Origin of the sequence: Haloplanus salinarum (assembly GCF_009762275.1) — an archaeon.
Taxonomy (GTDB): Archaea; Halobacteriota; Halobacteria; order Halobacteriales; family Haloferacaceae; genus Haloplanus; species Haloplanus salinarum.
This window is the reverse complement of sequence record NZ_CP034345.1, coordinates 747,879-769,543: the sequence shown is the minus strand read 5'-3', so window position 1 is coordinate 769,543 and position 21,665 is coordinate 747,879. Positions and strand designations below refer to the sequence as shown.

Sequence of the window (21,665 nt, the reverse complement as noted above, 5' to 3'; positions counted from 1 at the left end):
TTGTGGAGGGGGTACGAACCGGCCGTACCGACCGTGGGCGGTACGCCGACGACCGCCGATGCTTCGTTACCAGCCGGGGTGCGGGTAGACCGGCTCCGCGGTGGCGTACTCGTCGGGCCAGACGGCCTCACGCTCCAGTCCGTCCTCGGCTTCCTGCCACTGGCCGAGGCTCGGCGCCTGTCCGACCTGGATCCCCTGGTCGTCGACCTCGTACACCCCGTTCGCGAACGGGATGCCGAGCTCCAGTTCGTGGAGCTGCTCGGCGATGGCGGCCTGGTCGAGTTCGCCGACCGTGCGGATCGCCTCGGCCATGACCATCATGCCCGCGTAGCCACCGGCCGAGTGGTAGTCGATGTCGCTCGTCGACTCGTACTTGCCGCTGTGGACACTCATGAACGAGTCTGTGAACGCCTCGTTGTGCGGCACCTCGAACCACGGCGCCCAGAAGAGGTCGCCGGTGACCCCGTGTGCGGCCCCGCCGACCGACTCGTAGTAGCCGGGGACCTGCGAGCCGACGACCCACCCGAAGATGCCCGGGCTGAAGCCGATCGACTGGGCGGCGTTCGTCAGTCCGACCGCGTCGGGCGTGTAACCGCCGCCGATGACGATGTCCGCCCCCGCCGACTGGACCTTGTTCATGATCGGGGTGTAGTCGTTGATGTCCTTGGGGTAGGCCTCATTGTGGACGACCTCCAGGCCCTGCTCTTCGGCGTACGGGATGTGCCCCTCCGCGACGCTCGTCGGGAACGCCGAGTCCTCGTAGACCACCGCGAGGTTCTCGGCGCCGTTCGAGGCCGCGATGTCGATCGCACCCTTCACGTACGTCCCCGATGGGGCGATCGCCTGCGTGATGTAACTGACGTCACGCTCGGAGAGGACGCTCGTGTCGGACATCATCGGCATCACACAGGCCTTCTGGTTCTGCTCGATGATCGGGATGACCGACGTCGACACCGCACTGGAGTACGGCCCCATGAGCACGTCGACCTCGTCTTGGTTGATCAGACGCTGGTAGAGGTTGACCGCCCGGGACGGGTCGGACTGGTCGTCGTACGTGACGAGTTCCACGTCGCGACCGAGGAGCCCGGGTTCGTCCCCGAGGGGGCCGCCGTTCTCGTTCACGTCCTGGATCCACGCCTGGTACCCCTCCCGCATCGTGGTCCCTTCGAGGGAGTACTTGCCGGTCAGCGCCGCGCTGGCCCCGATCGTGATCGGCTCCGACGACGACGAGGACGCCGTGGTCGTGGTGGTGCCGTCACCGCCATCACCGCCGTCACCGCCGTCACCGCCGTCGCCGCCGTCGCCGCCGTCGCCGCCACCGCCACCGCCGCCGCTACAACCGGCGACGATTCCGAGGCCCGCGGCGCCGAGCGTTCCGAGCATCCGACGACGCGGGACGGTTACCGATCGATCGTCTCGTTCGTTGCCGTGGGAGTCACCCTCTGACATAGAAGGTGAGTCAGTTTTCACACATATATATCTGACGCTGTTTCAACGTTCGAACCAATCGTCGAATAATATTATGTCCTAGTATGGCTTCGGCATCCGGCGGGCGCCATCGGCGCCTCGTGACCGGCGGTCGGTCCGTCGGGTCCTACCTCGCGAGGCGCCCGGCTATCGACAGCGTGGTGAAATCCTCGAACCGCGGGCCGACGACCTGCGCGCTGACGGGGAGACCGTCGACCGCATCGACCGGGACGGACGTCGCCGGGTGTCGCGAGAGGTTGAACGGTGCGGTGTTGCCGAGCAGCGTCAGCATGTCGTCTATGGACTCCATCCGCCCGTATTCGGGCGGGAGGGTCCGTATCGTGGGGACGACTAGCGCGTCCACGTCGGCCAGCGCCGCGTCGACGCGCCGTTCGAACGCGATGGCCTCCCGCCGCGCCCGTCGATAGACGTCGCCGTCCGTTTCGGCGTCGAGATACGCCGAGGGGAGCACCCGCTTCGTGATGTGGTCGCCGAGGTCGGTCTCCTTGCTCGCCGCGACGAACGCCCGCACCGCCGTCGAGTAGTCGGGCCCCTGGCCGCGCACGGTGCCGTCCTGGTCGACGTACCAGATGAACTCCGTCGCGCCGATCAGGAAGTACGCCGCCTCGACGGCGCCGAGGGACAGGGAAACCGGCGTCGCCCGGACGTCCGCGGTGTCGACGGCCGAGCGGACGGCCTCGGCCACCGCGTCGTCGCTCGCCTCGAAGAAGGGTTCGGGCATCCCGACGGTCACGTTTCCGTCCCGGTCGAGTGGGTCGGTCGGATCGGCCGGCGGGTCGCCCGCCGAGGTCGGATCACGGTGGTCCGCGCCGCCCACCGCCGCCAGCGCCCGGGCCGCGGTGTCGACGTCGCGTGCTAGCGGACCGATGGTGTCCAGCGACGGGCCGAACGAGACGAACCCGTGGCGCGGGACGTAGCCATGCGTGGGCTTGATGCCGACGACGCCACAGCACGCCGCCGGAATCCGGATCGAGCCGCCGGTGTCGGTCCCCAGAGCCGCGTCGACCCGGCCGTCCGCGACGGCGACGCCGCTCCCGGAGGAGGTGCCGCCGGGAACCCTGTCGGCCGCGACGGGGTTCTCGACCCGGCCGTAGTCGCTGAACTCGCCGCTCGGCCCGAGGGCGAACGCGTCCATGTTGGTCTTGCCGACCAGCGCCCCGCCGGCGTCGAGGAGGCGTTCGACGACGGCCGCGTCCGATTCGGGGGTCGCCGAAACTCGGTCCGAGCCACAGGTCATGGGCAGCCCCGCGGCGGCGATGTTGTCCTTGACCGCGACCGTTGCCCCGGCCAGCGGCCCGGTCTCCGACTCGCGTCGCGGCTCGTCGTACGTGGCGAGGAACGCCCCCCGCTCGTCGCTCGGCTCCACGTCGGGATCCGTCGTCACCGCCACGGTCCCGGCTTCGTCGAGTTCGTCGGCCGTCTCGCGGAGCGACCGCGCCGTGTCGAGACACCACTCGACCACCTCGGCCGGCGGCTCGAACCCGAGGCGGTCCGCGACCTCGCGCATCCGCTCCGAGTCGTCGCTCACGCCGACTCACTCCCGTCGGCGACGCCGGCGAGACGGAGCGCCGCGTTCGCGTAGGTTTCGGCCGCGGCGTGGCAGTCGTCCCAACTGGTGTACTCGTCCGGCGTGTGGCTCTTCCCACCCTCGCTGACCGCGAACACCATCGCGGTGTCACAGACGCTGGCGGCGTGGGTGGCGTCGTGTCCCGCGCCGCTGACCATCTCGCGGGCGTCGTACGAGAGGTCGGCGGCCGCCTCGCGGACGGCCGACACGCACCGGTCGGCGAAGTCGACGCTCGCGGCGGACATGCGCTCCTCGTACTCCCAGTCGACGCCCTCGCGCTCGGCGGCGGCGCGCATCTCGGCTTTGATCCGCTCTAACCCCTCGGCGATCACGTCGTCGTCGGGGTCACGGACGTCGAACGTGAACCGGACCTCCTCGGGGATGATGTTGATCGACCCGGGCTCGACGTCGATGTCGCCCGTCGTCGCGACGGTTCGGTCGCCGAGCGTCCCCGGCAGACGGCGGATCCCCGTGATCACGTCGCTCGCGGCGACGAGCGCGTCGTTGCGGTACTGCATCGGCGTCGTCCCCGTGTGGTTGGCCTCGCCGTGGAAGGTGATCTCCCCCCACTGGAGCCCCACGATGCCGGTGACGACGCCGACGTCGTGGCCGCCGCGTTCGAGGAACGGCCCCTGTTCGACGTGGAGTTCGAGGTAGGAGTCGTACGGCCCTTGCGGTTCGGCGGGCGTGTCGCCCCGGTAGCCGATGCGTTCGAGGGCGTCCACGAACCGGACGCCGTCGCCGTCGGTGGTCTCGTAGGCCGCCTCGACCGACGTCTTCCCCGCCCACACCTCGCTGGCCATCATCGCCGGCTGGAACCGGGAGCCCTCCTCGTTGGTCCAGTTGACGATTTCGACCGGGCGCTCCGTCTCGATGCCCTCGTCCTCGAGCGTCCGGAGGAACTCCAGGGCGGCGACGACCCCCAGCGGGCCGTCGTAGATGCCGCCGTTCGGCTGTGAATCGAGGTGAGAGCCCAGCAGGACAGCGCCGTCGTCGCTCGCCCCCGGTCGGCGTCCGAAGGTGTTTCCCATCTCGTCGACCCTCACGTCGAGGTCGAGCGCGTCGAGTTGGTCGCGGAACCAGTCGCGGACCTCGCGGTCGGCGTCGGTCAGCGTCAACCGATCCAGGCCCCCGTTCTCGTTCGCGCCGATCTCGGCCTGTCGTTTCATCGTCTCCACGAATCGGTCCCGGTCGATGTCGAGTACCATACCCCATCCCGTTGCCCGGATCACGGATATGTCCGTCGCCGCCTCGGGCGTGCTACCGCGGCGGCGACCCCCCACACCGGACGGTCGGGGTCACTCGCGCCCGTCTCACGCCTCGTCGGGCGACCACTCGCCGCCGACGCGGTCGGCGCCCATGAGTTCCTCGCCGTCGTGCTGGGTGAACGCGACTTTCACGTTCGGCCGCGGGACTCCCCACGCCTCCTCGAGCCAGTCGACGACCGCGAGGCCGAACGACCGGCGGCGCTCGAACGACCGCCCCCGACGGACGTCGGCGTCCAGGACCGCGATCGGTCCCTCCTCGGCCCGGCCGAGCGACATGGCGCTCGGCGGATGTTCGCGGATCGCCACGGCGATGTGCCCCGGGGTCGTGGCCATCTCCTCGACGTAGCGGTCGGTCAGTGCCTCGGTGCACGCCCGCCGGTCGTCGGCCGACGGCTCCGCCGTCGTATCGAGCGCGAGATACGGCATGCGCCCAGCGACGGCGGCCGGACACGTAACTGTTCGGCAGGATGGCGGATCGACGGCGCGGTCAGCGCCAGTCGAAGGCGGTATCGAGGTCGTGTGGCTCGTGGCCCCCACCCTCGTCGGCGCGGTCGAGGTACGCCTCGAGCGCCGGCCGGACCGAGGGGTCGGCACAGCGCTCGACGACGGCCGCGGCGCGCTCCCGGGGCGACAGCCCCCGGAGGTCGGCGACGCCGTGTTCGGTGACGATCACGTCGACGTCGTGTTCCGTGTGGTCGACGTGAGGGACCATCGGAACGACGCGGGAGACCGCCCCGTCGCTCGCGGTCGATGGGAGCGCGAGGACGGACACGAGGGCGTTGCGGGTGAAGTCGCCGCTGCCACCCACGCCGTTGATGACCCGCGAGCCGTCGACGTGCGTCGAGTTGGCGTGACCGTAGACGTCGACCTCGAGGGCGCTGTTGACCGCGACGACGCCGAACCGGTCGACGAGCGCCGGGCTGTTCGAGACGTCGGTCGGCCGGAGCACGAACTCCGTCGCGTACCGGTCGAGATCATCGAACAGGCGGCGCTGCCCGTCGCGCGACAGCGCCAGCGAGGTTGCGCTCGCGTACGCGAGATGCCCCCGGTCCGCGAGGTCAAGCAGGCCGTCCTGGATCACCTCCCCGAAGTAGCCGAGCGTCCGATCCCCGACGTCGAGCCCGGACAGTTCGCCCATCAGGGCGTTGCCGAGGCTCCCGACGCCGAACTGGAGGTTCACCGACTCCGCGAGCACCGGGTTCCGCGTCACCTCGTCGGCGAGGAAGTCGGCGAGGTGGCGAGCGATGGCCAGGTCGTCGTCGGTCGGGTCGCGGAACTCGTACGGCGAGTCGGGGCGGTCGGTCTCGACGACGGCGACCAGTCGCTCGGGATCGAAGGGGACGAACGGGTCGCCGATCCGACCGTCGGGCGCCGACAACGGGATCGGGTCGCGGTCGGGCGGGGCGGACGGCCGGTAGACGTCGTGGAACCGGGCGAGTTCGAGCGGCTGTGCGCGGTTGACCTCGACGATCAGTCGCGGTGCGGCCTCGACGAACGCGGGCGTCTGGCCGACCGACGTCGACGGGACGAGCCAGTCCTCGCCGACGGCGACGGCCTCGACGACCGCCACGTCGGCATCGGCCAGCAGACCGAACGACACCTCGTCGGCGACGCCGCCGACGTGGCGGTCCCCGTAGGCGACCGATCCCTCGTTGACCGCGTCGCGTGCCGCCCGCGTCCCCTGGTACGGGAACCGCCGGTCGATGGCCCCGGTCTCCAGGAGGTCGGTGTCGATTTCGTCGCCGACGGTCCCCCCCGAGACCACCGTCAGCGAGCGGTCGCGGTCGGCCTCGGCCATGGCCAACGGGACGGCCTTCGGATACCCGACGCTGCCGAACCCGCTCGTCAACACGGTCGCGTCGTCCGCGACCAGCGCCGCCGCGCCCTCGGCGTCGGTGACCGGCAGGTCGCCGACGAATCGATCCGTCACCGACCCGGGCGTCATTCCAGGTCCTCGGGCTGAGTTCCCACGCCCTCGGGCCACCCCGTCGGGCGCGCGGCCGAGGGTGCCGCGTGTTCCCGCTTCAGGACCATGGGCGTCCGCTCCAGCGACAGCACCTTCTCGTCGTGCTGGTTGTACGCCCGGAGTTCGGTCGTGACGATGCCGACGTGGTCGCGGGAGTCGCTCTCGCGTTTGTCCAGGACCTCGGACTCGGCGAACAGCGTGTCCCCGTGGAAGACGGGCGCGTGGTGACGGACCTCGTCGTACCCGAGGTTCGCCGTCGCGTTCGCGGAGACGTCGACGACGCTCATCCCGACGGCGAGCGCGATGACGAAGGTGCCGTCGACGAGGCGTTCGCCGAACTCCGTCTCGGCGGCGTACGCCTCGTTGAAGTGCATCGGGTTGGCGTTCATCGTCACGTTCGTGAACCAGACGTTGTCCGTCTCGGTCACGGTCCGCCCGTACGGGTGTTTGTACACGTCGCCGACGGTGAAATCCTCGTAGTAGCGCCCCTGCCACCCGGCGACGAGGCGTCTGTCCGTCCCGTTGCTGTCCCGCTCGTCCGCGTCGTTCGTGTCGGTCATGGGTTGTCAGTAGGAACGGGGGAGCCCGAGGACGTTCTCCCCGATGTAGTTGAGCGCCAGTTCCTGTGTCACCGGGACGAGTCGAGCCAGGCGCGCCTCGCGCAGATACCGCTCGACGTCGTACTCCCGGGCGACGCCGAACCCGCCGTGTGTCTGGACGGCGGCGTCGGCGGCCTCGAAGGCGGCGTCGGCGGCGAGGTACTTCGCGACGTTGGCGCGAGCGCCCAGGTCGCTCCGGTCGCTCCCACCGTCGGCGGCGTCGGCGGCGGCGTACACGACCTGCTTGGCCGCCAGCAGGCGCGCGTACGCCTCGGCCAGGGGGTGCTGGATCGCCTGGTTCTTCCCGACCGCCCGGTCGAACACCTCGCGCTCGTTCGCGTACGCGACGCCCTTGTCGAGTGCCGCCTCGCCGAGACCGACGCATTCGGCGGCGATGACCAGGCGCTCCTCGTTGAGGCCGTCGAGCATCTGGTAGAAGCCCTCGCCGACCTCCCCGATGACCGCCTCCGCCGGCACGCGCAGGTCCTCTAACCAGACCTCGTAGGAGTGGACGAACCGGCTCGCGGTCTTGTCGATCCGGTCGAGCTCGATGGCTCCCTGCGCCCGGGCCTCCGCCACGTCGACGAGGAACATCGTGATCCCGTGGGTCCGCTTCTCGACGTCCGCCCGGGGCGTCGTCCGGGCCATCAACACCAGGTAGTCGCTGACGTCGACACGCGAGGTCCAGACCTTCTGCCCGGTGATGACGTACTCGTCGCCGTCGCGCTCCGCGCGGGTCTCGATGGCCGTCGAGTCCGACCCCGCGTTCGGTTCGGTCAGCCCGAACGCCTGGATCGAGACGCTCCCGTCGGCTACCTTCGGCAGCAATTCCGCTTTCATGCGCTCGCTGCCGTACTCGACGAGCGGCACGGAGTTGTAGATGGCGCCGTGGACCGCCTGTGCGGCGCCGAACCCGCCGCCGCTGGCGGCGATTTCCTCCATCATCACGACCGTCTCCGCCGTCGACATGCCCGCGCCGCCGTACTCGGTCGGGACGAGCGCGCCGAACCAGTCGTTGTCGGCGAGCGTCTCGGCGAACTCGTGTGGATACTCGGCGGCCCGGTCGCACTCGCGCCAGTACTCGTCGTCGAAGTCGTCGCAGATCTCGCGGATCGAGTCGCGAACGAGCCGCTGCTCGTCGCTGAGCGGTACCGTGTCGATTGATACCATCGTCCGCAACCACAGGCCACCCGGAAGTAAAACTGCTGTGGGTCGCTAGACGGCGGTCAGCGCCCCGGCCACGTCGTCCCGCTCCGGCAGCGCGGAGAGCAGGTCGTGGAGGTCGTCGACCCGGCCTGAGGGCAGGACCCGCCCCGCACACTCATCGAACTTCGTCCGCAGGGTCGCCTCCGACAGCGGCTCCTCGTGGGCGCCCGGCGGATGGTCCCGGCGGCCGACGACGGTGTCCGTCCGGGTGATGATCTCGACCGTCGTGCCGTAGGAGTCGTACGGCCGGTCGGGGTCGGCGGCGAAGTCGACGCGCTCGCGGAGCGCACTCACCGTGGGGTCCTCGAGGGCCGCCGCCTCGAACGCGTCGAGACCGACCCGGTCGCGGACGAGCGCACACGCGACGGCGTGTTCCATCGAGAACTTGCTCTCCGTGGCCGTTTCGGGGTCGGGATACCGAAGCGCGTCGGCCGCGGCCGCCGAGGCCGTCACGTCGACGCGTTCGACGGCCGACGGATCGACACCCCCCTCCACGAGCGACCGGGTCGCGGCGATGGCCGTGTGCGTGAAATAACAGCAGGGGTACGACTTGCGGTCGATCCCGTTCGATTCGAGGCGGAGGCCGTCGCCGACGTCGAACGCGCCCCGCTCGCCCGCGCCGTAGAGGTCCCAGAACCCCCCGTCGCCGCTGATGGCCGTCCCGTCCGCGGTGAACCCGCTCTCGGCCATCCGGGCGGCAGTGACGCCGGACCGCGAGCAGAGACCGGCGTGAGCCGGTTTGAGGGCCGATCCGAAGTTGCGTTTCAGCCCGGCGGGCATCGACGCCGCGGCGTTGAGCGCCCGCTCCGTGGTCTCGGCGTCCATGTCCAGCAGGTTCGCCGCCGCGGCCGTCGCGCCGAACGTCCCGAGCGTCGCCGTCGCGTGCCAGCCGGCCTCGTAGTGGCCCGGCGTTATCGGCGCCGCGAGCGCACAGGCCGCCTCGAACCCTGCGACGTAGGCCGTGATCAGGTCGCGCCCGCTCGCGTCGGCCTCGCGGGCGAGCGTCAACAGCGGCGGGACGAGCGTCACGCTCGGGTGGCCGTCCATCGCTCGCGACATGTCGTCGTAGTCGAGCGCGTGCCCGGCGGTGCCGACCCTGAACGCGCCCTCGGTGGCCGCGTCGGCGTCGACGCCGAGACGCTCCCCGAGGGCGGCCTCGTCCGGATCGACGCCCGTCGCCGCCGCCGCCCGTCGCCCCGCGTCCGCGACGGAGCCAGCGAGCGTCACGCCGACCGTGTCGACGAACGCCCGGGTGACGGTATCGACGACCGACGCCGGGAGGTCCCCGTAGGTCACCGTCGAGACGAACTCCGCGATGGCCCGCTCCGGTGTTGGCATGCGAGCACGTACCGAGCGCCGCGACATTAATCGTCGGGGTCGCCGACGGGGATCCCACCCGACACCCTGTTTTATCACCGTTCGCTCGGTGTGGGGTGGCATGGGAACCGATCCGACTCGGCTGTCGGCTAGCAGTATCGCCAGGCGGGTCCGGGAGGGAACCCTCTCCCCCGTCGACGTCGCCGACGCGTACCTCGAACGGATCCACGACCGTGGCGACCGGACCAACGCCTTCGTCACGGTCACGGACGAACTCGCGCGGGAGTCGGCCGCCGACGCGGCAGCGGCCATCGAGGCGGGCGAACCGCTCGGGCCGCTCCACGGCGTCCCGGTCGCGATCAAGGACCTCGACGACGTGGCCGGCGTCCGGACCACGTCGGGATCGCTGCTCTACGAGGACCACGTCGCCGACGCCGACTCGCCGTTCGTCGAACGGCTCCGGGAGGCCGGCGCCGTCGTCGTGGGCAAGACGAACACGCCCGAGTTCGGGCTGGGGACGACGACCGACAACCGCGTCGCCGGCCGGACGTCGACCCCGTTCGACCCAGAGCGGGTCTCCGGCGGCTCCTCGGGCGGCGCCGCGGCCGCGCTCGCCGATCACCTCGTCCCGCTGGCACCGGGATCGGACGCCGGCGGCTCGATCCGCATCCCCGCCAGTTTCTGTGGGGTCTACGGGCTCAAGCCGACCTACGGGCTGGTCCCGAACGTCGACCGCCCGAACGGCTTCGCCAGTCACACGCCGTTCACTCACAACGGCCCGCTCGCGCGGACGGTCGAGGACGCGGCGCTCGCGCTGGACGTGATGGCGGGCGTCCACCCCCGCGATCCGTTCTCGGTGCCGGCGGCGGACGACTACCGGAGCGCGGTCGACCGGCGGATCGACGACCTCTCGGTCGCGTTCAGTCCGGGGCTGGGGATCTACCCCGTCGAGCCGGCGGTCCGCGAGACGGTGGCGGACGCCGTCTCGGCGTTCGAGGCCGCGGGCGCGACGGTCGATACCGTCGACCCCGCGTTCGATCACGACCACGAGGACGTCCTCGAGGCGTACTACACGATGGCTCGCGTCCGCTGGCAGTCGCTGTTCGACTCGCTCGAAGCGGAGGGGTTCGACCCCTACGGCGACGACCGGGACCGCCTCCGGCCGTACCTCGTCGACTTGATCATGGACGCCGACGCGCCGACCACCCGGGAGTACAAACGCGCCGACGCCGTCCGGACGGACGTCTTCGACGCGTTGCAGGACTGTTTCGCCGACTACGACCTCCTGGTGTCGGCCACGCTCGCGACGACGCCGTTCCGTCACGGGGAGGAACCGGAGACCATCGACGGCGTCGAGGTGGAACCGCTCCGTGGCTGGGTGCTGACCCAACCGTACAACCTCAGCGGCCACCCGGCGGCGTCGGTGCCCGCCGGCCTCGTCGACGGGCTCCCCGTCGGGATGCAGGTCGCCGGCCCGCGGTTCGACGACGCGACGGTCCTCGCCGCCAGTGCGGCCGTCGAACGACACCGACCGTGGCACGACGACTACCCCGCCTGAGCGTCCCGACGACGTCCGCCCCCCTCACGTAGACGGTTCGAAATATATTCGAATCTTTCCGGCACACCCACCGAAAAATTCGGAAAATATTAGTATACGTAGAAATACAATTGCGGCCATGTCGGAATCGTACCCGGACGAGTGGGAAGGGCCGGACGACTTGGACGAGACCGACCTTCGATTGCTGGAGTGTGTCGACGAGGACTTCGACGTGAGTCTGAAGGAGCTGTCGGCGGAACTCGGGCTGTCGAACTCGGCGATCCACTACCGGCTGAACAAACTCAAGGAGGCGGGGGTCATCGACGGCGTCACGGCCGACGTCGATCCGACGTCGCTCGGACTCAACATGGTCGCCATCACCGAGGTGTCAGTCGTCCACGAACCCGGGTACTCCGAACACGTCGGCACGGATCTGGCCGACATCGACGGCGTCGAACAGCTGTACTACACGATGGGCGACGTCGATTTCGTCGCCATCTCGCGGGTCCAGAACCGCTCGCAGATGAACCGACTCATCGAGAAGATGGTCGCCGTCGAGGGCGTCGACGAAACGTCCTCCCGCTTCGTCATGGACGAACTCAAGACCGCTCCCCGGACGGTCGCCACCCTCTCCGAGGGGATGCGCGAGAACCTCGTCGAGGACGAGTGAGCCCGACGGTGTGGACCGATCGACACGGGAGCGCCGATAGCGTTTAGCGGCCCGTCCCGCACTATCGGCCTATGGCCATCGATAACGAGCGGGCCGACGTCGTCACCTTCGACTCGTACAGCACGCTCGTCGATCCGCGGTCGGCGGGGCGCGTCCTCGAGGAGTACGTCGACGACCCGGCGGCCGTCGCCGCGGAGTGGCACTCCCTCGCGGTGCAGTTCGCGACCGTCGCCGCCCACGTGGACGTCGATCCGACCTACTACGACCTCCACCGCGACGCGCTGGCGTACCTGCTCGACGCCCGCGGGATCGACGTCTCCGAGCCGGAACTTCGGGACATGACGGACGTCTACTACGACCTCGACCCGTTCGACGACGTCCGGTCGGGGATGGCGACGCTCTCGTCGGCGGGCTACCGGATCGCGATACTCTCGAACGGGAACCCGTCGCTCCTGGAGTCGCTCGTGGAGACGACCGACACCGAGGCGTTCGTCGAAACGACGATCAGCGCCGCGACGGTCGGCACGTTCAAACCGGCCCCGCGGATCTACGAGGCCGCGGCCGACGAACTCGGCGTCCCCATCGAGCGGGTGGTGCACGTCGGTGCCGGATGGGGCGACATCGTGGGGTGTACCAACGCCGGCATGCAGGGTATCTGGCTCGACCGGACCGGTTCGCCATGGCCGCGGTTCGACGGGGAGCCCCACGCCGTCGCCGACTCCATGGCGGAGGTGACGGCGTTGCTGACTGCGGAGTGACCGTCGTCGGGCGGCGACGTATCGGTTCCAAGTAGACGTTTTGTGTCCGGGCGTGATACCACGTCGCATGACCGACGGGAACGGGCGGACGGTCAGCGACGAACTCGGTGAACTGACCGTGCCGGCGGACGCGTACTGGGGCGCACACACGCAGCGAGCGATCGAGAACGTCGGGATCGGGGGCCGCTCGTTCGGTCGCCGGTTCGTCGGGGCGCTCGGCACGGTCAAGAAGGCCGCTGCGCTGGCGAACCGCGACCTCGGGCACCTGTCCGCGGAGGTGGCCGCGGCCATCGTCGTCGCCGCCGACGAGGTGGCCCACGGCCGCCACGACGACCAGTTCCCGGTGGGCGTCTTCCAGACCGGATCGGGCACCTCGACCAACATGAACGCGAACGAGGTGATCGCCACGCGGGCGACCGAACTGCTCGACGGCGAGGCGACGGTCCACCCGAACGACCACGTCAACTTCGGCCAGTCCTCGAACGACGTGATCCCGACGGCGATGCACGTCGCCGCCCGTGTCGCCGCTGACGGCGAGTTGCGGCCCGCACTCGGGACGTTGCGGGCGGAACTGGCGGCGAAACGCGACGCGTTCGACGACGTGGTCAAAACCGGTCGCACGCACCTCCAGGACGCCCTTCCGATCCGGCTCGGTCAGGAGTTCTCGGGCTACGTCGCACAGATCGAAGCCGGCATCGAGCGGGTCGAGACGGCCTTCGAGGGGATGGCTGCCCTGCCCCTCGGCGGCCACCAGGTCGGGACGGGGATGAACTGCCCCGAGGGGTTCCCGGCGCGGGCCATCGCGTACATCGCCGAGGAGACCGGCATCCCGTTCCGCGAGGCCGACGATCACTTCGCCGCACAGGCCGCCCACGACGCCGTGAGCGAGGCCCACGGTGCGCTCCGGACGCTCGCCGGGTCGCTCCACAAGATCGCCAACGACCTGCGCCTGCTCGCGTCGGGGCCCAGGGCCGGCCTCGGAGAGATCGAACAGCCCAAAAACCAGCCCGGCTCCTCCATCACGCCCGGAAAGATCAATCCGGTCGTCGCCGAGGCCGTCAATCAGGTCTACGTCGCCGTCCTGGGCAACGACACGACCGTCGCCGTCGGCGCAGCCGCCGGCGAACTCGAGATCAACCTCTACAAGCCAGTCCTGGCGACGCGGCTTCTGGAGTCGATCGAATCCCTGGCCGGCGCGGCCGAGACGTTCGCGGAGTCGTTCGTGGCACGCCTCGACGTCGACCGGGAGCGGTGCGCCCGACAGGTCGAGCGCGGTATCGCGCTCGCGACGGCACTGAGCCCACACATCGGCCACGAGCGGACTGCCGAGGTGGCGACGACGGCCATCGAGGAGGGACGGACCGTTCGCTCGGTCGTCGTCGAGAAGGGGTATCTATCGCCGGACGCGGCCGACCGCATCCTCGATCCCGCACGGATGACCGAACGGGGCATCCCCGACGCGGAGTGACGGCCCGACGCCGAGCGCCGTCGCGGGCGACTCGAGGCGAAGATACAAGCCGTCGCCGCTACCACACGTAGGTAATGTCGAAGGATACGTCCGGTGATCTCCCGGCCGAGACGGCGGACGAACAGACGTGGCTCGACGTCGTCGACGAAGTGCTCGACACCGCCATCGACCGCGAGGAGGACCTGGAGTGCACCTTCGAGGACGTGACCGTCGACGTCCCGCTCCGGATGGATTCGGAGTCGGAGTACGCTCGCTGGCACCTCGACGGGACCGTCCGGGTCCACGTCGACGGGATGCGGGGCCCGCTGTCGGAGTGGCTCCGCTGGTGGTCCAGACAGCTCTCGTAGGATGAGGGGAGGCGTTTGACCGTGGCGGCTCTCCCCGACACATGACCGGACCGACCTTTCGGATCGTCGAGACCGACGCCGGCGAGTTCCGCTGGCGTCTCCACGACGACGGTGCCGTCCTCGCGACGAGCGGGGACGCCTACCCGACACGGCAGGCCGCGGCCCGCCGGATCCAGCGGCTCAAGCGCGTACTCCCCGAGGCCGGTATCGCGGCGCCGGATTCCCCGTGACCGCTCCTACCAACCCTCGAACTTGTCCCGTCGGTAGACGTCGATCTCGTGGACCGTCGAGTGGTCCTGGGCGGCGGCGAAGCCGATGGCGTCGGCGATCTCCTCGGGTTCGCTCACCTCGCCCGGCTCGAACCGTTCGGCGAAGCTGTCGCCCTCATCGGCGCCGAACTCCGTCCGGACCTCGGTTGGGTTGACGACGGTGACGCCGACGCCGTCCGGCCCGGCCTGTCCCTCGACCCCGTGGGCGAACCCGCGCACCCACCACTTCGTCGCGGCGTACACCGGGTTCCCCGGGCGGGGGTACTGGCCGGCGAAACTGCCCACGAAGATCAGGTTGCCGTCCGTCGCTTCGAGATGCGGCAAAGCGGCCCGCGTCGCGAAGAAGACGCCGTCGACGTTCGTGTCCATCATCGCCCGGTAGTCCTCGGTCGAGAGGTCAGCCACCTCGCCGCCCCGGCCGAGTCCCGCGTTGTTGACGAGGACGTCCAGCCCGCCGAAGGCGTCGACGGCCGTCTCGATCAGCTCCTCGACGGCCGCCTCGTCGCGGACGTCCGTCGGGACGACGAGGGTCTCCGCGCCGTACTCCCGTTCGAGGTCGTCGGCGATGGCCGCCAGTCGGTCCTCGCTCCGCGCGGCGAGGGCAACCCGTGCCCCGCGGCCCGCCAACTCGTGGGCCGTCGCCTCGCCGATGCCGGAGCTCGCTCCCGTCACGACCGTCGCGCTGTCTTCGAGACTCATGGTCGTCCGACTCGTCGTCCCCGAGACTCTTTAGTCTCGGGCCGGCGGCAGCGTGGGCGGCCGACGGCCGTCGCCGACCGGGAACTACCCGTCCGCCGCGTCGGGCGCGGGCGGCGACACCGGCAGGGTCGGCGACTCGGTCAGCCGTTCGACCGCCGCGCCGACGGTAAAGAGGGTCGCCTCGTCGAAGTGGCTGCCGACGACCTGTAGCCCGACCGGGAGGCCGTCGACGCTGCCACACGGCACCGTCAGCGCGGGGTGGTGGGTGTGATCGAACGTCGCGGTGTTGCGGTGGTTCTCGACGATCCGGCCGAGGCGCTCGGTGCGGCTCAGCGAGTCGTCGCGTTCGAAGGGGAGCATCGGAATCGTCGGCATCACGAGCGCGTCACAGCGATCGAGATGTGCCGTCAGCTGCCGTTCGAGTTCGAGGACGAGGTTCTTCGCCTTCGCGTAGAACTCGATACCGTACGTCTCGGCGAGATAGGTCCCGACGAGCAGCGACCCCTTGGCCGTCGGGGGCAGTTCGTCGGTCCGCGACCGCGTCCGGGACTCGACGGCGTCGACGAGGTCCGTCCAGTACCAGCCGGTGTGGTGGGTGCCGACGCCACCCTCCTCCATCGTCCGGGTGCCGCCCTGGATCTCCAGCGGCGTCAGCAGCGTGAGGATCTCGCGGTGGAAGTCGACGCTCACCGACTCGACCGTGGTCCCGCGGGCGGCGAGGTCGTCGATCACGCCACGGACTGTCTCGTCGATTCGGGGGTCGCCCGCCGGCCAGTCGAACCCCTCTTCGAGGACGCCGATGGTCAGGTCCTCGACCCCCTCGTCGAGGGCGTCGGCGTACGGCGCCGCCGAGACGCCGCGCGGCTGCCGGGCGTCCATCCGCACACCGTTCTGGACGTCCTCGCCGGCGAGTACCTCGGTCGCGAGGGCGACGTCCTCGACGCTCCGAGCCATCGGGCCGACGTGATCGATCGTCGGATCGAGCGGGAAGATGCCGGTGTAGGGGACGAGTCCGGTCGTGGGTTTGAGTCCGACCACGCCACACCACGAAGCGGGGATGCGGATCGAGCCGCCCTGGTCGCCGCCGAGGGCGACGTCGCACTCGCCGAGGGCGACGGCCGCCCCGCTCCCGCTGGAGGAGCCGCCGGCCAGTCGCGCCGGATCGTGCGGGTTGGGGACGGTCCCGTAATCGGAGATGTCGCTGGAGCCCGACCACGCGAACGCCTCCATGTTCAGCTTCCCGGTGACGGTCGCGCCGGCGTCCAACAGACGGGTGACGACCGTCGCGTCGATCCGGGGGACGTAATCGCGGAGCACCCGCGAGCCGCAAGTCATCGGGTACGCCGCGAGGGCGATGTTGTCCTTCAGGCCGACCGTCCGTCCCGCGAGCGGGCCGTCGTCGTCGCCCTCGACCGTACACCGCGTGATCCAGACGTTGAAGGGATCGTCCTCGCCGGACGGCGCGTGCCCCGGCGGTCGGTCGGTGTGGGTCCGTCGGTGGATCGGGAACTCGGGCGAGGGAAGCTCCATCACGCGCCGGACGTCGTCGAGCGCGCCGTCGAGGACCGCGAGGTAGTCGGCCAGTTCCTCGTCGTTCAGTTCCAGGCCGAGGTCGTCGGCGATGGCCGCGACCCGTTCGGGCGACGGCCGGTGGACGTTCGGATAGGTGTCGCCGGTCATCTCACACCGTGATGTGCTGTTGGACGACCTCCGAGCCGCGGAGTTCGTCCGGGGGGAGTTCGTTGACCAGTTCGCCGGTGTCGATCACGTAACACCGCTCGGTGGTGTTGATCGTGAAATCGAGGTTCTGCTCGACGAAAAAGACCGTCGTCCCCATGTCCCGGTTGATCTCCCCGACGATGTCGCTGATCTCCTCGATGATGGTCGGCTGGACGCCCTCGGAGGGTTCGTCGAGCAGGAGGAGGTCGGGGGCGCCGACGAGCGCCCGAGCGATGGCCAACATCTGCTGTTCGCCCCCGCTCATCGTGCCCGCCTTCTGGTTTCGGCGCTCGTCCAGGATCGGGAAGTAGTCGTACATCTCCTCGAAGAGACTCCGGTCGTTGGCCTCGTTGACGAAGCGGCCGACCTTGAGGTTCTCGTGTACCGTCAGGCGCGGGAATATCTCCTTGTCCTGGGGCACGTATCCGATCCCCCGGCGGGCGCGACGCTCCGCCGGGTCGTCGACGATGGATTCACCCTTGAAGAGCAGATCGCCGCTCGTCGGCGTCAACAACCCGATGATCGTCTTCATCAGCGTCGACTTCCCGGCCCCGTTGCGTCCGATGAGGGAGACGACTTCGCCCTCGCGGATCTCCATCGAGATGTCGTGAAGCACGGGCGTCCGGCCGTACCCCGCGTTCACCTCATCGAGTTCGAGCAGGCTCATGCCGTTCCCTCCGCCTGCTTGCCGAGGTAGACGCGTTTGACGTCCTCGTTGCCGGTTACCTCCGCGACCGCTCCCTCCATGAGGACCGATCCCTGGTTGAGTACGGTGACGCGGTCGGCGATCTGTCTGACCAGGTTGATGTCGTGTTCGACCACCAGGATCGACATCCCCTCCTCGACGAGATCCTGGATCAGTTCGCCCGTCTCCCGTGTCTCCTCGATGGTCATGCCCGCGGTGGGTTCGTCGAGGAGGAGCAGTTTGGGGTCGGTCGCCATCGCCATCGCGATCTCCAACCACTGCTGGTCGCCGTGCGAGAGGCTCCCAGCGATCGCCTGCCGGTGGGCGGAGAGGCCGATGGTGTCGAGCAACTCGTCGATCCGCCGCGTCGCCTCCGGGCCGTCGTGGATCCGCTGGGTCGCCACACGGAGGTTCTGCTCGACCGTCAGCTCCCGATACGTGCTGATCCGCTGGAACTTGAGGCTCATCCCCCGCCGGACGCGCACGTGCGGTTTCAGATCGGTGACGTCCTCGCCGTCGAAGTGGACGGTTCCTTCGGTCGGGTGGTGGGTTCCGGTCACCAGTTTCAGGAAGGTACTCTTGCCCGCGCCGTTCGGACCGATGAGACACCGGATCTCGCCGGCGGGCAGGCTAAAGGAGACGTCGTCGACGGCCGTGAGGCCGCCGAAGCGCTTCGTCAATCCGTCGGTCCGGAGGATCGCTCCGTCGTCGTCCTGTCGTGCAGTCATGTTTCGGCCTCCGTCGTGCCGGCGGGATCGATGTCGCGACCGCCGCCGGTTCGTTCCTGCCACCGATTCACCACGGCGGGCACCAAGCCGTCGGGGAAGAACAGGACGGCCAGGACGAACACTGCACCGAGGAAGATGTTCGTGTAGCCGCTCCCGACGGTCGACAGCCGCGTCGAGATGGACTGGAGGGCGTACGCGGCCACCAGCGGGCCGATGAGGGTGTTGCGCCCCCCGACCGTGACCCAGATGATCGGCACCGACGCGGCGGTCAGCCCCATGACCGTCGGATCGATGAAGTTGCCCCACGCGGCGTGTAAAGCACCGGAGAAGCCGGCGAGTCCCGCGGTCAGGGAGAACGCGATCAGCTTCAACTTCCGGACGTCGTACCCCAGCATCCGCGTCCGGTCCTCGTCCTCCCGGATCGCAAGGAGGACGTAGCCGTAGTAGGAGTTGAGGAGGATCCGGAGTCCGAGATACGTCGCGACGAGGAGGACCGCGACGAGGTAATACTGCGCCGTGATCCCGAGCGTGGTGGAAAAGGGACCGGCGCCCAGCGTGAGGCTTGGAATCCCGGTGATCCCGTTGTTGCCGCCGATTTCCGCCGCACCGATCGTCGTGTTCGTCGTCCGCACGAGCAACAGGTTCAGAGTCAGCGCCACCGCGAGGGTGAGAATCGCCACGTAGAGTCCCCTGATCTCCCCGTAGAACATGAAGTATCCGAGGAGCGCGCTCGCGACCACGGTCACCACGACGGCCGCGAGGATGGCGACGTTCGTCCCGCCGGTCACCTCGATCAACGTGATGCCGACGATACCGAAGGTGTACGCACCGATGCCGAAGAAGGCCGTCTGTCCGAAGTTGAAGATCCCGGTATACCCCCACACGACGGCGAGGCTGAGCGCGAGGATCATCCAGACGAAGTAATCCGTGTTCACCTTCAGCACGAAGGGGTTGGTGAGGAGCGGGTACGCGAAGACGAACGCCACGACCAGGACGAACCCGTACCAGAAGCGCGTCGAGTTGCCCAGGGTGTTCTGCCCCTCGAGGAGGTCCCGGAGTCGTTCGATCCGCCCCGGATCAGTCACGCGCGACCACCCCCGAGATGCCCTCGGGCAGGACGCGGATGATGAGGATAGTCGTAACGAGGAGCGCGACACGGCCGCCGAGCGTTCCGAAGAGCTGCGAGGCGGGCGTCTGGATCAGGCCGAGCGAGAGCGCGGCGCCGAAGGTGCCGACCAGGACGTTCGTCCCGCCGACGATGACGGTCACGAACGCCTCGACGATGTACCCGCTGCCCATGGTCGGCGTCAGCACGGTCAGGGGGGCGAACAGCCCCCCGGCGATGCCCGAGAGCACCGACCCGAAGACGAACGTGAGCATGTAGATGCGACCGGTGTCGACACCCAGGCTCCGTGCCATCTCCTTGTTCTGCATCGCCGCCCGCGCCTGCAGCCCGTAGGACGTGCGCGTGAAGACGGCGTAGGTCGCGGCGAACAGCCCCAGCGCGGTCAGTCCCAGTGCGATCTTGTACATCGAGGCGCTGAAGCTCCCGTACTGGAACGTCCCGAACGGTATCGGGATGCTGCCGAACGAGCCGCCGAACTGGATCTGGACCACCTGGATCAGGATGAGGCTCAACCCCCACGTCGCGACCAGGGTATCGATCAGGCGGTCGTACATGTGACGGATCAACAGTCGTTCGACGACGAGGCCGAACAGGCCGGTCGAGAGGCCGCCGACGAGGATGGCGCCGGCCAGCGGCAGTCCCGCGCCGTACGCGATCGACGTCGAGTACGCGCCGATCATGATGAACTCGCCGTGGGCGAAGTTGATGATGCCCATGATGCCGAAGATGACGGCTAAGCCGATGCCGGCGAGTGCGAGCGTGCCGAAGAAGCTCAGCAACAACACCAGGAACCGGAGGATCGCTTCGGCAGCGGCCATCAGGAAAGATCACCTTCGTCGGGTGTCAAGTAGTCCGTCTGTGGCTCGTCCCACGAGCTGTTTTCGACGAGGTTACACTGGTTTCGGAACCACTCGCTGGTTTCGACGTTCTCGGCGATCGGTTCCTCGGTCTCGTTGCCGTCCATATCGAGGAAGCTGATGCTGTGGTCGTCGTTGACCTTCGCGAGCCACATGTTCTGTGTCGCGTGGTGGGTCTCGCCGTTGAAGGTCACCGGACCCTTCGGGGAGTCCATCTCGAGTCCGTTCTCGTACTCCGCGAGGACGGCCTCCTGATCCACCGTCCCCGCCTGCTCGACGGCGTTCCAGTAGAACCGGATCGCGTTCCACGCGTCCGCGATCGAGAGGAAGACGTAGCCGCCCTCCTCTTTCGTGTACGCCGGGTTGCGCTCCTGGAAGGCCTCGACGAACTCGCGGTTCGTCTCCGTGGGAATCTCCTGGAAGTAGCTGAAACAGGAGTAGGTGTCGGCCATCACCGGGGGATCGAAGCTGACGTGTTCGTACGTGCCCGCGATGTTGGCGAGCGACCCGTACGGCAGGTCCAGCCCGGAGGACTCCGCCTGCTTGAAGAAGGAGTACTGCGCCGAGCCGACCAGCAGGCTGAGGATCCAGTCGGGGTCCTCCTCCCGGATTCGGTTGATCGTCGACCCGAACTCGGAGGTTTCGAGCGGGATGAACTCCTCGTTGACCGGCTCCGCGCCGTTCTCCCCGGCGTAGTGCCGGGCGTACCGGTTGCTGACGCGCCCGTAGTTGTAGTCCGCGACGAGCGCGTAGTAGTCGGAGCCGAAGTTCTCGACCATGAAGTCGATCAGCGGCCGCTGCTGGGAGGTGAGCGTCGTGTTGATGACCATGAACTCGTCACAGACGCCGCCCTCGTACCAGTCGTTGTAACTGAACAACTGCTTGTTCTCGTCGACGATGGGCCGAAGGGCCTCCCGGTTCGAACTGAGCAGCGCACCGAGGATCATGTCGACGTCGTCCTGCTGGATCAGCTTCCGCGTCAGGTTCTTGTACTCCGTGTTGTCGCCGCCCGGGTTGTAGTCGATCCACTCCACCTCCCGCCCGAGCAGTTCGTAATCCTGCTGTTCGAGCCACATCTCGGTCGCGGCGTCTTTCCCCTTCCCGACGAAGCCGAGCGGACCGCTGTTGTCGTAGAGCGTCCCGATCCGGATCGGCCCTTCGCCGCCGCCGCCGCTTCCGACCTGTCCAGCACAGCCACCGAGCGAGACTGCCCCGGCGCTCACCGTCACCGATTTCAGAAACCGTCGGCGGTTGGTCGTCGTGTCGGAACTCCTGTTCTTGCTAGCGTCTCCCATGTCCCGTGACATCAGGATACACAAGCACCGCACCGGGACTTATATTTACCGGTCGTCGCGACGAGTCGTCTACAAAATTCCAATGGAATTCGAGAT

General features: G+C 68.8%; 21 protein-coding genes. 6 read left to right on the top strand and 15 right to left on the bottom strand.

Going from position 1 to position 21,665, the window contains the following annotated elements; genetic code table 11:
* Positions 1–66: 66 nt before the first annotated feature.
* The 8 genes from EI982_RS05185 to EI982_RS05150 all read right to left on the bottom strand — a co-directional run bounded on the left by EI982_RS05185 (position 67) and on the right by EI982_RS05150 (position 9,432).
* Positions 67–1,449, bottom strand: a complete 1,383-nt coding sequence (locus EI982_RS05185) for an amino acid ABC transporter substrate-binding protein (protein WP_157688473.1) — start codon at positions 1,447–1,449, stop codon at positions 67–69.
* 145 nt (positions 1,450–1,594) lie between these two features.
* A complete protein-coding gene (locus EI982_RS05180) occupies positions 1,595–3,016 on the bottom strand; it encodes an amidase (RefSeq protein WP_157688472.1) in 1,422 nt (473 codons plus the stop codon).
* A complete protein-coding gene (locus EI982_RS05175) occupies positions 3,013–4,263 on the bottom strand; it encodes a Zn-dependent hydrolase (RefSeq protein ID WP_157688471.1) in 1,251 nt (416 codons plus the stop codon). The genes EI982_RS05180 and EI982_RS05175 overlap by 4 nt, the downstream gene beginning before the upstream one ends.
* Before the next feature lie 105 nt (positions 4,264–4,368).
* Positions 4,369–4,749 carry a tautomerase family protein gene (locus EI982_RS05170; protein ID WP_157688470.1) on the bottom strand — a complete coding sequence of 127 codons (381 nt, stop codon included), beginning with the start codon at positions 4,747–4,749 and terminating at the stop codon, positions 4,369–4,371.
* Positions 4,750–4,810: 61 nt separating this feature from the next.
* Complete coding sequence (locus tag EI982_RS05165) at positions 4,811–6,268, bottom strand: succinyl-CoA:acetate CoA-transferase ScpC (RefSeq protein WP_157688469.1); 1,458 nt, start codon at positions 6,266–6,268, stop codon at positions 4,811–4,813.
* Positions 6,265–6,849, bottom strand: coding sequence for a MaoC family dehydratase (locus EI982_RS05160; RefSeq protein ID WP_157688468.1), 585 nt, complete (start codon positions 6,847–6,849; stop codon positions 6,265–6,267). The genes EI982_RS05165 and EI982_RS05160 overlap by 4 nt, the downstream gene beginning before the upstream one ends.
* A gap of 6 nt (positions 6,850–6,855) precedes the next feature.
* The gene (locus tag EI982_RS05155) at positions 6,856–8,058 is read right to left on the bottom strand and encodes an acyl-CoA dehydrogenase family protein (protein ID WP_157688467.1); all 1,203 of its coding nucleotides are present in this window, start codon (positions 8,056–8,058) and stop codon (positions 6,856–6,858) included.
* 45 nt (positions 8,059–8,103) lie between these two features.
* Positions 8,104–9,432 (bottom strand): MmgE/PrpD family protein, encoded by a 1,329-nt coding sequence (locus EI982_RS05150; RefSeq protein WP_157688466.1) that lies wholly within the window; start codon positions 9,430–9,432, stop codon positions 8,104–8,106.
* 100 nt (positions 9,433–9,532) lie between these two features.
* Between EI982_RS05150 and EI982_RS05145 the strand changes: the two genes are divergently transcribed.
* The 6 genes from EI982_RS05145 to EI982_RS05120 all read left to right on the top strand — a co-directional run bounded on the left by EI982_RS05145 (position 9,533) and on the right by EI982_RS05120 (position 14,421).
* Complete coding sequence (locus EI982_RS05145) at positions 9,533–10,969, top strand: amidase (RefSeq protein ID WP_157688465.1); 1,437 nt, start codon at positions 9,533–9,535, stop codon at positions 10,967–10,969.
* A gap of 118 nt (positions 10,970–11,087) precedes the next feature.
* Positions 11,088–11,618, top strand: coding sequence for an Lrp/AsnC family transcriptional regulator (locus EI982_RS05140; RefSeq protein WP_157688464.1), 531 nt, complete (start codon positions 11,088–11,090; stop codon positions 11,616–11,618).
* A 71-nt stretch (positions 11,619–11,689) separates the two neighbouring features.
* A complete protein-coding gene (locus tag EI982_RS05135) occupies positions 11,690–12,376 on the top strand; it encodes a haloacid dehalogenase type II (RefSeq protein ID WP_157688463.1) in 687 nt (228 codons plus the stop codon).
* 67 nt (positions 12,377–12,443) lie between these two features.
* Positions 12,444–13,844 carry a class II fumarate hydratase gene (locus EI982_RS05130; protein ID WP_157688462.1) on the top strand — a complete coding sequence of 467 codons (1,401 nt, stop codon included), beginning with the start codon at positions 12,444–12,446 and terminating at the stop codon, positions 13,842–13,844.
* A 74-nt stretch (positions 13,845–13,918) separates the two neighbouring features.
* On the top strand, positions 13,919–14,191 hold the full coding sequence (locus EI982_RS05125) for a hypothetical protein (RefSeq protein ID WP_157688461.1): 273 nt from the start codon (positions 13,919–13,921) through the stop codon (positions 14,189–14,191).
* Positions 14,192–14,232: 41 nt separating this feature from the next.
* Positions 14,233–14,421, top strand: coding sequence for a YegP family protein (locus EI982_RS05120; protein ID WP_157688460.1), 189 nt, complete (start codon positions 14,233–14,235; stop codon positions 14,419–14,421).
* Between the two features lie 6 nt (positions 14,422–14,427).
* Here EI982_RS05120 and EI982_RS05115 read toward each other — a convergent pair whose 3' ends face one another.
* The 7 genes from EI982_RS05115 to EI982_RS05085 all read right to left on the bottom strand — a co-directional run bounded on the left by EI982_RS05115 (position 14,428) and on the right by EI982_RS05085 (position 21,581).
* Positions 14,428–15,159, bottom strand: coding sequence for an SDR family oxidoreductase (locus tag EI982_RS05115; RefSeq protein ID WP_157688459.1), 732 nt, complete (start codon positions 15,157–15,159; stop codon positions 14,428–14,430).
* A gap of 84 nt (positions 15,160–15,243) precedes the next feature.
* Positions 15,244–16,839, bottom strand: a complete 1,596-nt coding sequence (locus EI982_RS05110; protein ID WP_157688458.1) for an amidase — start codon at positions 16,837–16,839, stop codon at positions 15,244–15,246.
* Between the two features lies 1 nt (position 16,840).
* On the bottom strand, positions 16,841–17,545 hold the full coding sequence (locus EI982_RS05105) for an ABC transporter ATP-binding protein (protein WP_199243732.1): 705 nt from the start codon (positions 17,543–17,545) through the stop codon (positions 16,841–16,843).
* Positions 17,542–18,291 carry an ABC transporter ATP-binding protein gene (locus EI982_RS05100; RefSeq protein WP_199243731.1) on the bottom strand — a complete coding sequence of 250 codons (750 nt, stop codon included), beginning with the start codon at positions 18,289–18,291 and terminating at the stop codon, positions 17,542–17,544. The genes EI982_RS05105 and EI982_RS05100 overlap by 4 nt, the downstream gene beginning before the upstream one ends.
* Positions 18,288–19,376 (bottom strand): ABC transporter permease subunit, encoded by a 1,089-nt coding sequence (locus tag EI982_RS05095; RefSeq protein ID WP_157688456.1) that lies wholly within the window; start codon positions 19,374–19,376, stop codon positions 18,288–18,290. Before EI982_RS05095 ends, EI982_RS05100 begins: the two co-directional genes overlap by 4 nt.
* A complete protein-coding gene (locus tag EI982_RS05090; protein WP_157688455.1) occupies positions 19,369–20,235 on the bottom strand; it encodes an ABC transporter permease subunit in 867 nt (288 codons plus the stop codon). Before EI982_RS05090 ends, EI982_RS05095 begins: the two co-directional genes overlap by 8 nt.
* Complete coding sequence (locus EI982_RS05085) at positions 20,235–21,581, bottom strand: ABC transporter substrate-binding protein (RefSeq protein WP_157688454.1); 1,347 nt, start codon at positions 21,579–21,581, stop codon at positions 20,235–20,237. Before EI982_RS05085 ends, EI982_RS05090 begins: the two co-directional genes overlap by 1 nt.
* Positions 21,582–21,665 lie beyond the last annotated feature (84 nt).

Bases quoted from the DNA above. Each gene is read 5' to 3' on its own strand.
- EI982_RS05140 (WP_157688464.1), top strand. From the start codon at position 11,088: ATGTCGGAATCGTACCCGGACGAGTGGGAAGGGCCGGACGACTTGGAC.
- EI982_RS05185 (WP_157688473.1), bottom strand. From the start codon at position 1,449: ATGTCAGAGGGTGACTCCCACGGCAACGAACGAGACGATCGATCGGTA.
- EI982_RS05100 (WP_199243731.1), bottom strand. From the start codon at position 18,291: ATGACTGCACGACAGGACGACGACGGAGCGATCCTCCGGACCGACGGA.
- EI982_RS05085 (WP_157688454.1), bottom strand. From the start codon at position 21,581: ATGTCACGGGACATGGGAGACGCTAGCAAGAACAGGAGTTCCGACACG.
- EI982_RS05120 (WP_157688460.1), top strand. From the start codon at position 14,233: ATGACCGGACCGACCTTTCGGATCGTCGAGACCGACGCCGGCGAGTTC.
- EI982_RS05130 (WP_157688462.1), top strand. From the start codon at position 12,444: ATGACCGACGGGAACGGGCGGACGGTCAGCGACGAACTCGGTGAACTG.
- EI982_RS05165 (WP_157688469.1), bottom strand. From the start codon at position 6,268: ATGACGCCCGGGTCGGTGACGGATCGATTCGTCGGCGACCTGCCGGTC.
- EI982_RS05150 (WP_157688466.1), bottom strand. From the start codon at position 9,432: ATGCCAACACCGGAGCGGGCCATCGCGGAGTTCGTCTCGACGGTGACC.
- EI982_RS05170 (WP_157688470.1), bottom strand. From the start codon at position 4,749: ATGCCGTATCTCGCGCTCGATACGACGGCGGAGCCGTCGGCCGACGAC.
- EI982_RS05110 (WP_157688458.1), bottom strand. From the start codon at position 16,839: ATGACCGGCGACACCTATCCGAACGTCCACCGGCCGTCGCCCGAACGG.
- EI982_RS05155 (WP_157688467.1), bottom strand. From the start codon at position 8,058: ATGGTATCAATCGACACGGTACCGCTCAGCGACGAGCAGCGGCTCGTT.
- EI982_RS05125 (WP_157688461.1), top strand. From the start codon at position 13,919: ATGTCGAAGGATACGTCCGGTGATCTCCCGGCCGAGACGGCGGACGAA.
- EI982_RS05135 (WP_157688463.1), top strand. From the start codon at position 11,690: ATGGCCATCGATAACGAGCGGGCCGACGTCGTCACCTTCGACTCGTAC.
- EI982_RS05105 (WP_199243732.1), bottom strand. From the start codon at position 17,545: ATGAGCCTGCTCGAACTCGATGAGGTGAACGCGGGGTACGGCCGGACG.
- EI982_RS05175 (WP_157688471.1), bottom strand. From the start codon at position 4,263: ATGGTACTCGACATCGACCGGGACCGATTCGTGGAGACGATGAAACGA.
- EI982_RS05145 (WP_157688465.1), top strand. From the start codon at position 9,533: ATGGGAACCGATCCGACTCGGCTGTCGGCTAGCAGTATCGCCAGGCGG.
- EI982_RS05090 (WP_157688455.1), bottom strand. From the start codon at position 20,235: ATGGCCGCTGCCGAAGCGATCCTCCGGTTCCTGGTGTTGTTGCTGAGC.
- EI982_RS05160 (WP_157688468.1), bottom strand. From the start codon at position 6,849: ATGACCGACACGAACGACGCGGACGAGCGGGACAGCAACGGGACGGAC.
- EI982_RS05115 (WP_157688459.1), bottom strand. From the start codon at position 15,159: ATGAGTCTCGAAGACAGCGCGACGGTCGTGACGGGAGCGAGCTCCGGC.